At 45.3% G+C, this 14,277-nt stretch carries 13 protein-coding genes; 1 reads left to right on the forward strand and 12 read right to left on the reverse strand.

What is annotated here, in order from left to right:
* Window positions 1-47: 47 nt before the first annotated feature.
* The 5 genes from CC90_RS0120630 to CC90_RS0120650 form a co-directional block, all read right to left on the reverse strand.
* The gene (locus CC90_RS0120630) at window positions 48-1,112 is read right to left on the reverse strand and encodes an FAD:protein FMN transferase (RefSeq protein ID WP_031392609.1); all 1,065 of its coding nucleotides are present in this window, start codon (window positions 1,110-1,112) and stop codon (window positions 48-50) included.
* 98 nt (window positions 1,113-1,210) lie between these two features.
* Window positions 1,211-2,215, reverse strand: coding sequence for a hypothetical protein (locus CC90_RS0120635; protein ID WP_031392610.1), 1,005 nt, complete (start codon window positions 2,213-2,215; stop codon window positions 1,211-1,213).
* An 83-nt stretch (window positions 2,216-2,298) separates the two neighbouring features.
* The gene (locus CC90_RS0120640) at window positions 2,299-3,150 is read right to left on the reverse strand and encodes a UbiA family prenyltransferase (RefSeq protein WP_242843362.1); all 852 of its coding nucleotides are present in this window, start codon (window positions 3,148-3,150) and stop codon (window positions 2,299-2,301) included.
* An 83-nt stretch (window positions 3,151-3,233) separates the two neighbouring features.
* On the reverse strand, window positions 3,234-4,196 hold the full coding sequence (locus CC90_RS0120645; RefSeq protein ID WP_051869919.1) for a polyprenyl synthetase family protein: 963 nt from the start codon (window positions 4,194-4,196) through the stop codon (window positions 3,234-3,236).
* A gap of 6 nt (window positions 4,197-4,202) precedes the next feature.
* Window positions 4,203-6,254 (reverse strand): NAD(P)/FAD-dependent oxidoreductase, encoded by a 2,052-nt coding sequence (locus CC90_RS0120650; RefSeq protein WP_031392613.1) that lies wholly within the window; start codon window positions 6,252-6,254, stop codon window positions 4,203-4,205.
* A 409-nt stretch (window positions 6,255-6,663) separates the two neighbouring features.
* Here CC90_RS0120650 and CC90_RS0120655 point away from each other — a divergent pair, with 409 nt between their 5' ends.
* Window positions 6,664-7,044: a winged helix-turn-helix transcriptional regulator gene (locus tag CC90_RS0120655; RefSeq protein WP_242843363.1), complete on the forward strand. Its 381-nt coding sequence runs from the start codon at window positions 6,664-6,666 to the stop codon at window positions 7,042-7,044.
* A gap of 91 nt (window positions 7,045-7,135) precedes the next feature.
* On the opposite strand, the gene CC90_RS0120660 is transcribed toward CC90_RS0120655, so the two are convergent.
* The 7 genes from CC90_RS0120660 to CC90_RS0120690 all read right to left on the reverse strand — a co-directional run bounded on the left by CC90_RS0120660 (window position 7,136) and on the right by CC90_RS0120690 (window position 14,264).
* On the reverse strand, window positions 7,136-8,032 hold the full coding sequence (locus CC90_RS0120660; protein WP_330373268.1) for a MurR/RpiR family transcriptional regulator: 897 nt from the start codon (window positions 8,030-8,032) through the stop codon (window positions 7,136-7,138).
* Window positions 8,029-9,150 (reverse strand): PTS transporter subunit EIIC, encoded by a 1,122-nt coding sequence (locus tag CC90_RS0120665; protein WP_031392616.1) that lies wholly within the window; start codon window positions 9,148-9,150, stop codon window positions 8,029-8,031. The genes CC90_RS0120660 and CC90_RS0120665 overlap by 4 nt, the downstream gene beginning before the upstream one ends.
* Window positions 9,137-9,919, reverse strand: a complete 783-nt coding sequence (locus tag CC90_RS0120670; RefSeq protein WP_031392617.1) for a triose-phosphate isomerase — start codon at window positions 9,917-9,919, stop codon at window positions 9,137-9,139. The genes CC90_RS0120665 and CC90_RS0120670 overlap by 14 nt, the downstream gene beginning before the upstream one ends.
* 38 nt (window positions 9,920-9,957) lie before the next feature.
* The gene (gene rpiB / locus CC90_RS0120675; protein WP_031392618.1) at window positions 9,958-10,413 is read right to left on the reverse strand and encodes a ribose 5-phosphate isomerase B; all 456 of its coding nucleotides are present in this window, start codon (window positions 10,411-10,413) and stop codon (window positions 9,958-9,960) included.
* Between the two features lie 132 nt (window positions 10,414-10,545).
* Entirely contained in the window at window positions 10,546-11,610 is a 1,065-nt protein-coding gene (locus CC90_RS0120680; protein ID WP_031392619.1) for a substrate-binding domain-containing protein, read from the reverse strand.
* Window positions 11,611-11,751: 141 nt separating this feature from the next.
* Window positions 11,752-12,726, reverse strand: coding sequence for an ABC transporter permease (locus CC90_RS0120685; protein WP_051869922.1), 975 nt, complete (start codon window positions 12,724-12,726; stop codon window positions 11,752-11,754).
* Between the two features lie 14 nt (window positions 12,727-12,740).
* The gene (locus CC90_RS0120690) at window positions 12,741-14,264 is read right to left on the reverse strand and encodes a sugar ABC transporter ATP-binding protein (protein WP_242843364.1); all 1,524 of its coding nucleotides are present in this window, start codon (window positions 14,262-14,264) and stop codon (window positions 12,741-12,743) included.
* Window positions 14,265-14,277: the final 13 nt, after the last annotated feature.

A 14,277-nucleotide genomic window follows, 5' to 3' on the forward strand; every position in this document is an offset into this window, starting at 1 on the left:
TTAGTGCACAGAATGCTGCGCTGCAACATTCTGTGCCCGCCATATATTTACTCTTTGATCATTGCCTGAAAGCCGCTGCTGTACTTCATGCTCTGGTCGGGAAACACCCATAGAGCCTCCACGCCATCAAGCCCCTCGATCAATTTGCTGCCCTCTTCATAAGGCATATTGAATACCGCCGTAGAAAGCGCATCCGCCATCCCGGAATCCGGACAGATGATAGAAACGGATACAAAATACTCCGTCGGCATTAGCGTCTTGGGATCGATAATATGATGGTACTGCTTCCCGTCCACTACGTAGTAGCGCTCGTAAATACCGCTGGTCACAAGAGAATATCCCGACAGATTCAACACATAAAGTGTCTTTTCATCGCTGGATAAATCCGGGTTCTGTATTCCTACACTCCAAGGAATTTCCTTACCGTTATCGTCGAGCTTGTTTCCAAAGGTTCTGACATTTCCCCCTACGGAAATCATACCGTTCTCAAAGCCCGCCTGCTGTGCGAAAAGAGCAGCTCTCTCCACTGCATAGCCCTTGGCAATAGCCCCTACGTCCAGACTCATTTCAGGGTCTTTCAAATAAATGGTGGATGCCTCCTCGTCGATGACCATATCGTCGATGTCGATGTGCTGGTTTCTCGCTTTCAGCTCTTCATAATCGGGAAGAGTTGCTTTCTCCGGATTGTCCAGACCAGCGGTCCGGTGATCGTGCCATAGAGAGAGCACGGAACCAAAGGCCACGTTTATCTCTCCATTTGTCTTCTCATACCAGTCCCTGGAAAACAGAAGGAGATCTATGATTTTCCGATCCACCTTTACCGGCTTTATACCAGCATTGTCATTAATCGTTTTTATATTGTTTACGCCCTCGTAATCATTATAAATATCGTAGAGTTCGTTATATACCTTTAATTCATCATATATCATCTGACTGTATTTCGTGAATTCCTCTTCGCTCTTCGCATATCCTACGATTACGCTTGCTGTGTCGAACAGTTCCAAAAAACTGGCCTCATAGCGCATATCCTTGCCAAACGAGCAAGCCGACAGCATCGATATCATCATCATTCCTAACAGGAATGCAGTAATTTTTTGTTTCAACTTATCCACCTCTGAAAAATTAGCTTCCTAATTATACCATATGAAAAGAGGATGCACTATTTTTTTGAAAAATAATGCATCCCCCGTAAATTATTTCAAGTTCATTATTATTTCGCGTTTGATGCAGCCTTTTCAACTACAGCGATGAAAGGACCTACATGTACGGTTACGGAGCTTACAAGATCAGCGTCCGCTGCATGACCTTCACCGTCAACAGCAATTCCGCTTACTTCAGATGCAGTCTTTCCGGTTACGAAGGAAGAGAAGCTATCTGCCTGCTCGAACCACTCTTTGCCGATGGAAGAAGCTGATTTCATTCCGTAAGCATCACCAAGTTCCTGCTTTGTGGAAACTGCAGCAGCTAAATCAGAGGTAATCGCTCCGGTAGCATCGAAGTTAACGTTACCCTGGGAAGCGTCTACATAGCAGCTTGTGATTTTCCCGTTAGCATCTGTCGTTACAACAGAGTACATGGAATAAGCCTGAGCAAGACCTTCTGCATCAGCAGTTGCATCTGTGGAGCTGGACATTTGTGTAGTAGTTCCTAAGCCAAGTTTATCCGTGCTCTTTGCGCCCAGATCTTTTGCATTTGCTACTGCCTTATCAACTGCAGAAATGAAATCGCCTACATGAATTGTTACAGAAGAAGTTAAATCTGCATCCGTAGGTACGCCTTCTTCATTTACCGCAACACCCTTAACTTGATCTATGGTCTTTCCTACCGCATATGCTGCGAAAGCATCTGCCTGCTGGAACCACTCTTTGCCGATGGAAGAAGCTGCACCCATGCCATAATCAGTACCAAGTTCTTGTTTTGTCTGGAAAGTCGTAGAAGGATCTGTTGTAAGCTTACCTTCTGCGGAGAAATTAATCTTTGTCTGAGCTGCATCGATTTTACAAGCCAGAATTTTACCGTCTGTTCCAACGAGTACGGCTGCGATAATGGAATCCACTTCTGCCAATCCATCTTCTTCACCTGCCGGTGTCGATTTTGCGATAGATGTCGCAACTCCAAGGCCGGTTTTCGCTGCTGCTTCTTTTGTACCGCCACATGCGGTAAGTGTTCCTGCTACTAAAGTCATGCAGAGTAATAAAGCTATTACTTTTTTCATATTTTACCTCCATATAATGCCGTCTATGCGGCTCTTTTTTTTATTTCAATCCGGGCTATCCGGACGAATAACATAGTTATGTGTTACATGATCCTGTCGAGAATCACCGATAAGAAAACTGACAAAATGCCGGCACCCATAATTAAAATGAAATTCATAATACTGACGCCGAAGGTTGTGGTCTTTTCCTGTTTCTTAAAAAACTTATTAATATTTTTCTGTACGGGTACGATCGTAAGAAGCGAAATCAAAACCACCGGGGAAAGGATTCCGAATACCACCAGTAAAATCTCAGCGGCATAAGTCATATAATAAAGTCCTGCAAAAAGATACAGCGCCGTCTTCTTCCCGATGTAATAGGGCAGAGTATACCTCTTTACCGTAATATCCTTCTCCAAATCGCAGATATTGTTCGCCAGCATCACATTTGCCGTTACCGCAAAGGGAGTAATGGAAAAAAGAAGCAAGGTCAGCATCGGAACCACCTGTACGGATAAGGATACCGTCTCAAAGCTCAGACTGTAGGATATGAACGTTCCTTTCGGCATATTGATATACATCAATATAAAAGGGATTATCGCTCCGTAAAAAAAACCGGATACCACCTCTCCGAGAGGCATTCTTGAAATAGGCAGAGGCCCATAAGTGTAAAGCACCCCGCATATAAAACAAATGCCGCCGATAACAAGAATTACCAAATCAGTACTGTATGCCAGATATAATCCGAAAGCCGTACTGATTCCAAACAACGCATAAATAATCAAAAGTGCATTCCGTCTTTCAAAAGGAAGGACCTGACCGTTATCCTTGGAATCGATATAATTATTGATCGCCGTGGTCGTCAAGTCAAAGAAAAACATTCCCGCAAAAAAGACGAGAGTCTTTCCCCACTGTATATCCTGCCGCTGATATAGAAGAAACCCTATTGTCAGCATAAATGTAAATGTGCTCGTAATTTTAGTTTTAATTTCTATATAGTTAAAAAATTTCCCAAGCAATTGTTTTTCCCCGTACCCATCTACGCTTTGATTCCTGCGGCCTTTTTTACAATCGCGGCCACTTTCTCGCGTTTTTCCTCAGTTACATCCAACTTGTCAATATATCGCTTTGCCTTTTTATAATACCGTTCGATCATCTCTTTGGTATAATCCAGACCGCCGGCTTCTTGCACTGCCCGGTTGATGTCCGCCCTGACAATTTCACCTGCCTCAGCCTTCTTCCTGAAATCGGGCCGTTTCTCCAAAGCGCGTATCAGAGGAAGAGTAACGACTCCCTGCTCATAATCGGACTGAACCGGCTTCTTCGCCTCTTCTATCGTCTTATCGAAATCCAGGCAGTCATCCCTTAGCTGGAAAATCAAGCCTGTATAATTTCCGATTTTCTTATATTTCTTTATATCCTCCGCCGCACTGCCGCCTAAAACGGCCCCCGCGAAGAAGGACGCTTCAAAGAGAGCAGCCGTTTTGCCGGATATAATTCTTATATATTCGAATACTGTCAGATTCAGATTCTTATTGTTAATGTGCTGTAACAGCTCTCCCAGACACAGCCTGCTTATATAGTCGGGCAGATCGATGTCCGTATATTCTTTTCTGTCGGGAACAGCCGCGAGCATTTTAAGCGCAAGACTCAGAAGGTAATCCCCGCAAATGACTGCGGTGCGCTTCCCATATTTCTTCTGAAGGGTCTCCTGGCCTCTTCGCAGGTCTGCATTATCGATAATATCATCATGGACGAGAGACGCCAGATGAACGATTTCTATTGCAGCGGCGGCGTGCACCGCCCCCGGAGCAATTTTCCCTTCTCCGTCCCCGGCACAGATCAGTACGGAAACCGCACGAATCATTTTCCCCTGAGAAGCGGATAAATGAGTCAAATATTCGTTGATTATGCGGGGTGATCGGGTCAGGGCCTTCTGAATTTCTTCTTTTACAAGCTCATAGGCTTCCTCATATGTCAATTTCTCCATCGCTTCACCCATATCTTATTAATCCTGATACAGATACAGTTTCCGGATCAACGGTATTTTCTTCCAAAGCTTCTTCAGAGCCGGCATCGCATAGTAATCGAGTCCCAGCGTCCTTCCTGCTCCGATCAGTACGGCAATACCCGCAAAGATCATCCAGAAGGTTCCAAGATACAATCCTGTAGTGCATACGAACATAAACTGCAACACCAGAGAAACTGCCGCTGCGGGAGAAGTGAAGAGTCCGCCCATCAGCGCAAGGCCGATTAAAATTTCTGCTATGACGATAAAAATCTGCATCGCCATCTGTACCCAGTTATAGGGAAGAATCCACGTATCGACGAACCAGTTCATAAGCGGAACATTCAGCTTGAATGCCAAGTCGCTCAAGGTCGAAGATGCCAGATCCGTTCCGCTGACAAATATCATTCGGAAAAGCCCTAAAATATTCCAGTTGAATATCACATGTCCTGCTGAAACTGCCGTCGCTGCTGCTGCACCCGTTGCCGCACTCACTGCATCTGCTGCTGCCGCTACTGTGCCCGTCGCCGCACTTACCGTATCGGCTGCCGCTGCTGCTCCTGCTGCCGCAGTAGTTGCCGAGCTTACCGCATCTGCCGCTGCCGCACTGCCGGGATTCAATATGCTTTCATACCATGCGCTGGCACCGCCGAAAAAGCCCTGAAGCTTCGGCTCCCTGAACCAACCCTCTACCACCTTCATAATTCCCTCGAACAGCCACACCGCACCGAGCCAGAACCTCAATGGAACGAGAAGGAAGCTGGGCGTTCTGTTAGAGAAGTGTCCGCCCACAAAGCTCCTGCAGTCGCGTACTGTGAAAAATTCATGTTTTACATAGCTGAATATTTTATTCCATCCTAATACCTGAATAAAATAAACGATATTGATAAAGTGCTTGGCAAACATAGCGAGGAACGAAGGAAGGCTGAAGAAATGCCCCGGAAGTCCTACATGAGCCGCTCCATAACGTCCTCCTACACAAACCATTACGCCGTGGAAAGCCGGCTTATATTCTTCCATCCCGCCATTTTCCGTAATTGCACTGACGATGTTGTGAGCTGCCGTATCAGCACTCTGCTCTGCGTTCTCCACCATCTGGGGAACGGATACCTCTTGTCCTTCGGGAACGAAATACATGTTATCGCCGACAACATATACTGATTCGTCCTTGGTGGAACGTAAGTATTTATCTACAGGGATGCGCCCGCCTCTTTGCTTTTCCAGAGCGTCGGCCGAAGCTGCGGCAATGGTGCTGCTCTGGATTCCTGCCCCCCAGATCACCGTTCCTGCTTTCTTCGTAACCTCCTTGCCGCCACATTTGTACTCGATGGAGTCCTCGGTGACTCGGGTCACACTGGCATTCATGCAAAGCTCGATTCCCATTTTATTCATTCTCTTAGCGACCTTAGCGGATAACTTTTCAGGAAGGTTCGGAATCGGTCTGCTCAAACCATCCACATTTACCATGGTCACTTCATCTCTGTTGATTTCATATTTCTCACAGAGGATAGGCACATATTCCGCAAGTTCTCCTACCATCTCTACACCGGTAAAGCCTGCGCCGATCACATAGAAGGTCAGCAGCTGTTTTCTCTCATCGGGGTTTCTCTCTGCTGCCGCTTTACGGAAAACATTGAGAATATGGTCTTTCAACAAGATAGCATCTTCATAAGACCAGAGCTTGAAGGTAAACTCCTCCGCTCCGGGAACCCCGTAAAATGTCGGTCTGGAACCGGATGCTATTACCAGATAATCATATTCATAAGAGGCTTCTTCGCCTTTTATCGTCTTCGCCGCAAAATCAACTTCCGTTACGGTATCCAGCTTCACATTCACTTTTCTTCCTGCGAATACCTTCTTCAAGCTGATTTTAATACTGTCTTCGTCCACTCTGCCCGCCGCTACCTCGTGCAGCTCTGTGAGCATAGTATGGAAGGGATTCTTATCGATAATGGTTATTTCCACATCTCCCTGTTTTTTAAGTCTCTTTGCGAGCTTCTTCGCTGTCAGAATGCCGGCATAGCCTGCTCCTATAATTACTACTTTCTTCATCGCTTCTTCTCCTTGGGTATCCCGTAGGTCGATATCCAGACTCCTTTTCATCCATTAATAAAATAACGTGAAATGCCGTGAAATTTTTAACAAACTGAATCGCAATAACCGAATTGCAGCAATGGGATTATAATACTGTAATTGTTTGCAAAACATTTCACTTTCTTGTATAATAAATATAGACATAAAATTGCATCATCTATATATAATAATGGATGTAATCCAGATTCACAAGAAGGTACTTTAAAGTACCTTAGTATCATTTAGTATACCATTCCCTGACAGGAAATTATACCTTAATCGTATACTTAATTTCATTATAATTATACTATATTTCCAAGTATTGGGAAAGTGGAAAGGTGTTGACATATTCATGGAAACAAACGAAAAAAAACACGAGAACTGTTTTATGAGAGAAACCTGCTTAAAAGACGATTTATGTCCTATGGTTCTGGCTCATAAACTGCTTTCCGGCAAACGGAAAATTATGATTTTATGGTTTCTCAGCAACAAGGTACTGCGCTACAACGAAATTTTAAAGCGTATGCCCGACGTTACCCAGAAGATGCTTACCAAACAGCTTCGAAGCCTGGAAGACGATCACTTAATCATGAGGCACGTGTATCCTACCGTTCCTCCCAAAGTAGAATATGAAATTACAGATATCGGAAAGCGAATCATTCCTATTTTGGAACTCATGCATCACTTCGGCGCTTCGTATATAGAAATCTTCCGGGACGAACTGAATGCCCGCAAGAACGCGCAAGAACCTCCTGAAATCTGCAATTAAATAAACAAAACAGCTAAATACTGCCCGAGCGCCGCATACAAGGCAGCGCACAGGCAGTTACTTTTCCCAATTTATTCTATTTCTATAAATTCTATAACTTGTATTCCATCAATATAACTTCCGGTTTATCCGCATTCGTTTCCTGAATCTTTTCCCAGTTCATTACAAATTCCAGCAATGCGTCAATGGTCGCCATCTCTTTCAAATGTTCATAATTCTTATAAAAACCAAAGGTCTCCTTCTTAGCGTTGGATATCAGCGCATAGTCGGAAAGCTGCGCGATGGGCGACTGCCTGTAGCCCGTAATCGCAATTACCTTAAGCCCCTTCTCCTTGCCCATTTCCACACCTTGAATCACCTGCTTCGATCTGCCCGACTGAGATATCGCTATGATAATATCATCCTTCGTCGCAAGGTTCACATGATTCAAAAAATATTCCGGTGAGATTCCGCAGCTGCATTTCACACCTAATCTTCCCAGTCGGAATCCCATATAGAGTGCTAACGGGGTCGTATTGCCCATAGCTATGACATGAGCCTCTCCGCAGGTCTTGATCAGATTCACGCATTCCATCACGTCATGCTCCTCCATGTTCTCACCGATAGCTAACATGGTATTGGCATAGTCTTGAAAAACCTTTCCTATTGCATTTCCTTCGTTCTGTATGCCTTCACTGCTTTTATCGTCATCTCTTCCCACATCCTTGGCCAGCATCAGGCGGAATTGATAATAACCCTTATAGCCCAAATGAGAGCACATTCTGACTACCGTCGCGTCACTGACTCCGCTCACCTTCGCCAGCTCGGAAACCGTAGCGTTTACCGTCTCTTGCGGATATTCCAAGACATAATCCGCCACTTTTCTTTCAGCAGAAAATATTTTTTCGTAATTATCTCTTATTACATCCAATACAGGTCTGTCTAACATCGCTTTTATCCCCTTTCTGGTCGTCTTTTCTATTTTGCCTCTTTTTTCTTTTATTTTCAAGCTTTTCCCGCAAATATATTATTTTTTCTATGACCGAGCAGCATAACGAAGAGTGCAACCGAAAAAGAAATGACTCCTGCCACCGCGGCCTCTATTAAATTACCCGGATCCTTGTCGCTTTGAAATATCAAAATAGAGAACACCGTAGGGAACGCATAGACGTATGTATGAATCGTCACAAGCCCCTGATAAATTCCTCCTGCTGCGCCTCCTGCCACCGCCGCCAGCAAAGCGATCTTGTCCGTCAGGCAGATGCCGTATAAGACCGGCTCCGTAGTCCCCGTGAAGGTTACGGTAATCAGTACTGCCAGCACTGAACTTCTCTTCTCCTTTTCCTTGCTGTTCAGCATCGTAACGAGAGTGACTGCCATAAGTGACATGGTAAGCATAAAATAACCGACCATAAAGCCACTCTCTTCACCGAAGGCTCCTAAATTCTGAATGACCAGACTGACAAACACCCAGTGAGCTCCTACCATAATCTGCAAAGGAGCAGTAGCACCGAATATCGCCCATGCAAGAACCGGGATGTTGACCTGAAGCCACGAGATTCCTGCAAGTGCGCCCTGGCTGACCACATCCACCAGCGGCCCTGCCACAAGCATTCCTGCAAGTGCCGTAATCAGTATGAGCAAAAAACGCAGAAATATATCCCTAAGCACACCTTTTAGCCACTTTTCCAACACCTTCTCAAACACACTCATCAAATAAATCAAAACAATGATGGGAAATACCGTATAGGCATAAGTCATCCGATAGACCGGAATTCCCATGAAAAGCACGCTGTTTTCCTGCTCCATCAGATTGATGAAGCTTGGAAGCAGCAACGTTCCTGCCGCCGCCATGGCGCTGACCACATCTGCCTCAAAATGCTTCCCTGCCGTATAAGCCACGATGAGAGGAAGAAAATAAAAGGGAGCGTTGCTGATAGCTTCCAGAATCACCTTCGTATCCGGGAAGGCTTGTATCAGAGGCGTGTATCCCAGAAGTAAAACTCCCAGCTTCAGCAGCCCTCCTGCCACCAACACCGGTATCACGGGCAGCATGCAGGATGAAATATGGTAAAGCATTCTATCCAAATAATTTTTCTTTTTCGTTTGTCCTTTATCTTTTTTCATAAGCATTCATCGCCTGACGGATCAGTTTGTCAAAGTCATCCGCCTGCCATGCGGCACGTCCGGTAAAAAGTCCGTCGATAGAAGGCTGGACAATCATCGCCTCCGCATTTCCCGGATTCACGCTTCCACCGTATAAAACGGGAATCTCTGCGCTCTTCTCTCCGAACAGCTCTTCCAGACAGTTCTTGATCACCTTGTGCATCTCTTCGGCATACTCTGCCGAAGCCGGAATACCATTTACTCCGATGGACCATACCGGCTCGTAAGCCACCTTGATCTTGTCCGCCTGCTCCCTGGAAACGCCATGGAAGCCTACCTTGAGCTGGGTACGAAGAATCTCCGGGCTGATGCCGTATTCCTTTTCTTCCAGAGTCTCGCCGATACACAAAAGCGTATCGAATCCATGGGCCAGGGAAGCCTTTACTTTAAGGTTTTCTTCTCTGTCTTTTTCTCCGAATACATGCCGTCTCTCAGAATGACCGATCATGACCATATCCAGTGCCAGCTCCTTCAGCATGAGCGGAGAAATCTCTCCTGTAAACTGCCCCTGATCTTCCCAGCACATATTCTGCGCGCCCAGCTTGATAAAGCTGCGATCCACAGATGTAACGGCTGCGCTTAACGAGGTATACGACGGTATGACAAAAAGCTCTATCTCATCCCTGCTTATATCCTTCGTATTTTCCACCAGCTTCTTAAGATATGATACCGTTTCTTCGATAGTCTTGTACATTTTTAAATTGGTTCCAAAATATAATTTTTTATCCATTTTGCAGTATGCTCCCTTCCTCATTCCTCTCCGGATTCTTATTTTCCAGCCAGATAGGACTGCTCTACTTCCATAATTCTGTCCACCTTAGGCTTAGAGCCGCCGCCCGCAAAATCGCATTTCAGCCAGATATCTACCAGGTACTTTGCCAGTTCTACGCCTATGACACGTTCGCCCATACACATAATCTGCGCGTCATTGCTCTTTCTGGAGCGCTCTGTGGAAAAGGGGTCATGACATACCGCAGCCCTGATGCCGGGCACCTTATTCGCCGTAATCGCCATCCCGATCCCCGTACCGCATACGAGGATGCCTCTTTCATATCTGCCGTCGGCCACCGCCTCGGCAACATCCTTTGCCACATCCGGGTAAAGTACTACTTCCCCTTTGTTTGCTCCGAAATCGTCATATTCCACCCCCGTCTCTTCCAGGTGCTTCATAATCTCTACTTTCAAAGCATATGCCGCCTCATCGCATCCAATCGCTATTTTCATCTTCCATTTCCTTCCTTTTCTATTAAAATTTCCCTCTTCAAGAAACAAGAGGAGCCGGACTATCCATCCAAACTCCTCCCTTCATTACAAATTCAATATTTTAATCAGCACTTTTCGGAAAATTATAATTTTTTATTGCAAATATTCATCTACGTTATCTTTCGTAATGAGTACGAAAGGAATAACCGGTGCGGAGTCATATTCTTCGCCATTGATCAAAGCTGTAATAACGTTGATAGCAGCAGCAATCTGGCCAACACCGTCCTGAAGTACGGTAGCGCCTAAGTCGCCGTCTTTAATCATCTGTAACGGGTTCTGGTTTCCATCTACACCTACGCAAATAATGTCGCTTCTGCCTGCATCGTTAGCTGCACGCTGTGCTGCGGAAGACATATCGTCGTTATCGCAGATAACAGCTACTAATTCATCACCATACTGTGCAATAGCGTCTGTCGTAGCATTTGCTGCCTTATCGCCTGACCACTGTGTATCGGGCTCGCCAACCATTTCGAATTCAGGATGTGCAGACATAACTTCCGCAATACCTGCTCCACGGTCGATCTGTGCGGAGTTTCCAAGAATACCTGTGCAGTGGATATATTTTCCGCCGTCGGGAACATTCTTAACAACCCATTCGCCGAGCATCTTGCCTGCTTCTACGTCATTGGAACCGCAGTAAGCAATTGCTCTTGCATCTGTGCTGGTTGTCTTGGAGTTAACAACGATTACGTTAATACCTGCGTCTGCAAGCTTTGTTACTGCAGGGTCGGATGCTTCTGACTCAGCCGGAAGGACAATAACTGCATCACAGCCTTTTGTAATACATTCGTCAGCACGGTCGATCTGCTTGTTAGGATCTGTCTCACCATCGAGGATTCCTGTCCAGTCATCGATAACGCCGTCACTCTTCATCTGGTTCAATGTTTTTTCCGCATACTCATTGATCGGTGCGTGGAAAGGGTCTGTTAAGTTCTTGGAGATATATCCAACAATTACTTTTCCATCGCCGTTCACATCAGCGCCTGCGGCAACTTCTGCCACTGCATCTTCTGTTGTTGTTTCTGCTTCTGTCGTTTCCTCTGTTGTCGTTTCTGCCGGAGCTGCAGGCTCAGCGGTTTCTGTTTTGGTGCTGCCGCATGCCATCAGACCGAAGGTCATTGTGATTGCCATTGTGATTGCTAATACTTTTTTCATCATAATAATTATTTCCTCCTTTTTCTTATGAATCCATGAGTGCTAATTAAATATTGTAATACTTTCGGGTATTGTATTTTCTATATAGAGATACCTAAAAGTTATCACCTGGGTTGATTTTTCGTGTCGGTAAAATGTTACCCTTTATCGGTTCCTTTTATTCATTACCATATCGAGCAGTACGGCACCAATGATAACACAGCCCTTTACAATCGATTGATAATAGGAAGACACGCCGATCAGGTTCATGCCGTTGTAGATAAAGCCGATGATGAAGATACCCATAAGTACTCCGGGAACCGTCGCTATACCACCTGCGAAGGATGTACCTCCGAGCACGCAGGCCGCAACCGCGTCCGTCTCATAACCTACACCGATATTGGATTGTGCAGATCCTGTCTTTGCGGTAAAGATAATCGCCGCAACGCCTGCCAAAAATCCGCTGACCGTATATACACCGACTTTCGTCCAGAACTCGCTGACGCCGGAAGCGATTGCAGCGTTTACGTTGCCGCCTACCGCGAAGATATAACGTCCGAACTTGGTCCAGTGAAGCAAAAGATACATAATGATCGAAATTACAATTAATATAACGATCGGAATCGGCAATCCTAAAAACTTATTGGAGTAAATACCCTTAAAGGCTTCGCTCGTAAGAGAAATTGCCTTACCGCCGCTGATAACCTGAGACAATCCACGGATAATCAACTGTGTGGATAAGGTTACAACGAAGGGGAACATGTTAAATTTAGCGATTAAAAAGCCGTTCAAAAATCCGAAGAAGGTAGCTACCATAAGAGCAACCCCGCATGCCGTCCAAACGTTCATTCCACTGTTGGTAATCGTAACGCCAAGCACGCAGCTCGTCAGAGCTAATTGGGCGCCAACCGCCAAGTCGATACCACCGGTAGTGATTGCAAGACACATACCATAGGAAATCATACCGTTAATGGCTACCTGAGTAGCTACGTTCATAAAGTTCTTGGAAGTGGCGAATGTCGGCTCCATAATACCGATTACCACCATCATCAGAAGCAGAACGAGACCGATTCCGTATTTTCCCATGAACATTTTTAAATTATCGTTATTCATACTCTTTACTTTGATTTTTCCTGTCATTTTCCTATCCTCCTCTATTTACCGCCGAAAGCCTTGGCTAAAATAACTTCTTCCGTTGCTGATGAGCTTAAGATTTCCTCTCTTGTAACCTCTCCGTTTATAGTTCCTTCATGGTAAATAAGGATGCGGTCGCTCATACCCATAATTTCCGGCAGTTCTGAAGAAATCATTATAACCGCCATACCTTTGGCAGCAAACTGACACATAAGAGAATGGATTTCCGATTTAGCTCCGACATCCACACCTCTGGTAGGCTCATCCAAAATAAGAAGCTTGGGATTTGCCATAATCCATTTCGCAATTACTACCTTCTGCTGGTTTCCACCACTTAGCGAAAAGGCGTCGTGCTCTATGCTGGCTGCTTTTACGGTGAGCTGCTTCGCCACTTCTTCGCATTCCTTCATTTCCCGCCTTTGATTGATCAAAAGACCTTTCTGCTTTTGGGGAAGATTAGGAAGGGAAATGTTTTCCCTCAGGGAACGCAGCAGACATAAGCCGTAGTTCTTTCTATCCTCATTTACCATACAGATTCCTTTGTTAATGGCTGCGCGAGGATTTTTATTTTTGATCTCCTTGCCTTCCAGATACATCTTACCGCCGTCTATGGGGTCAAGTCCGAATATCGCCCTCATCGTCTCGCTTCGTCCTGAGCCTACCAAGCCCGAAACTCCCAGTATTTCACCTGCACGCACCTCGAAGTTAATATCCTTAAATCCCTTTCCGCTTAAGTTTTCCGCTTTGAATACGACATCGCCGATCTTGCAGTCCACCTTCGGAAATACGTTCTCCACCTTACGTCCTACCATTTTAGAGATCAGTTCATCTCTGGATATTTCAGACAGAGGAGCGGATGTGATAAACATTCCGTCTCGGAATACCGATACGGTATCACATATCTTGAAAATTTCTTCCATACGGTGTGAAATGTAGATAATCGCCACACCCTTCGCCTTCAGTTCCCTGATAACGCGGAACAGGTGATCTGTCTCTTCACTGTCCAAAGAGGATGTAGGCTCATCCATAATAATCATTCTCGCATCCGAGGATACCGCTTTAATGATTTCCACCATCTGAACCTGTGCCAGCGTCAGTTCCTTAATCAATGTCTTGGGCCCGTAAGGGAAATCGAACTGCTTTAATATTTCTCCTGCTCTTTCGTTTTGTTTTTTCTTATTGAGAAAAAACTTACCTACCGTATCTTCCCTCTTAAGGAAAATGCTTTCTGCGATGGATAGATGCGGTTCCGGATTCAATTCCTGATGAATCATCGCGATTCCGGCATTAATAGCATCTACCGGCCCTTTCACCTGATAGGGCTGCCCTTCAAAGATGATTTCCCCTTTGTCCTGCTTATGAAGACCGATTACAATTTTCATGAGCGTAGATTTGCCGGCACCGTTTTCTCCCATCAGAGCATGTACCTCGCCTGGTTTCACGTACAGCTGAACATCTTTAAGTGCCTGTGTTCCTCCGAACGCCTTGCTGATACCTTCGCATTGTAAAATATACTCATTCTTACCGTCTGTGTTCTTTTCCAACGCTTTCACCTCC

Origin of the sequence: Kineothrix alysoides (assembly GCF_000732725.1) — a bacterium.
GTDB lineage: Bacteria > Bacillota > Clostridia > Lachnospirales > Lachnospiraceae > Kineothrix > Kineothrix alysoides.

What these genes read in the sequence shown, in the direction of transcription:
- CC90_RS0120685 (WP_051869922.1), bottom strand. Translation starts at nt 12,726, where the DNA reads ATGACAGGAAAAATCAAAGTAAAGAGTATGAATAACGATAATTTAAAA.
- CC90_RS0120640 (WP_242843362.1), bottom strand. Translation starts at nt 3,150, where the DNA reads ATGCTGACAATAGGGTTTCTTCTATATCAGCGGCAGGATATACAGTGG.
- CC90_RS0120655 (WP_242843363.1), top strand. Translation starts at nt 6,664, where the DNA reads ATGAGAGAAACCTGCTTAAAAGACGATTTATGTCCTATGGTTCTGGCT.
- CC90_RS0120670 (WP_031392617.1), bottom strand. Translation starts at nt 9,919, where the DNA reads ATGGATAAAAAATTATATTTTGGAACCAATTTAAAAATGTACAAGACT.
- CC90_RS0120645 (WP_051869919.1), bottom strand. Translation starts at nt 4,196, where the DNA reads ATGGGTGAAGCGATGGAGAAATTGACATATGAGGAAGCCTATGAGCTT.
- rpiB (WP_031392618.1), bottom strand. Translation starts at nt 10,413, where the DNA reads ATGAAAATAGCGATTGGATGCGATGAGGCGGCATATGCTTTGAAAGTA.
- CC90_RS0120665 (WP_031392616.1), bottom strand. Translation starts at nt 9,150, where the DNA reads ATGAAAAAAGATAAAGGACAAACGAAAAAGAAAAATTATTTGGATAGA.
- CC90_RS0120650 (WP_031392613.1), bottom strand. Translation starts at nt 6,254, where the DNA reads ATGAAGAAAGTAGTAATTATAGGAGCAGGCTATGCCGGCATTCTGACA.
- CC90_RS0120680 (WP_031392619.1), bottom strand. Translation starts at nt 11,610, where the DNA reads ATGATGAAAAAAGTATTAGCAATCACAATGGCAATCACAATGACCTTC.
- CC90_RS0120635 (WP_031392610.1), bottom strand. Translation starts at nt 2,215, where the DNA reads ATGAAAAAAGTAATAGCTTTATTACTCTGCATGACTTTAGTAGCAGGA.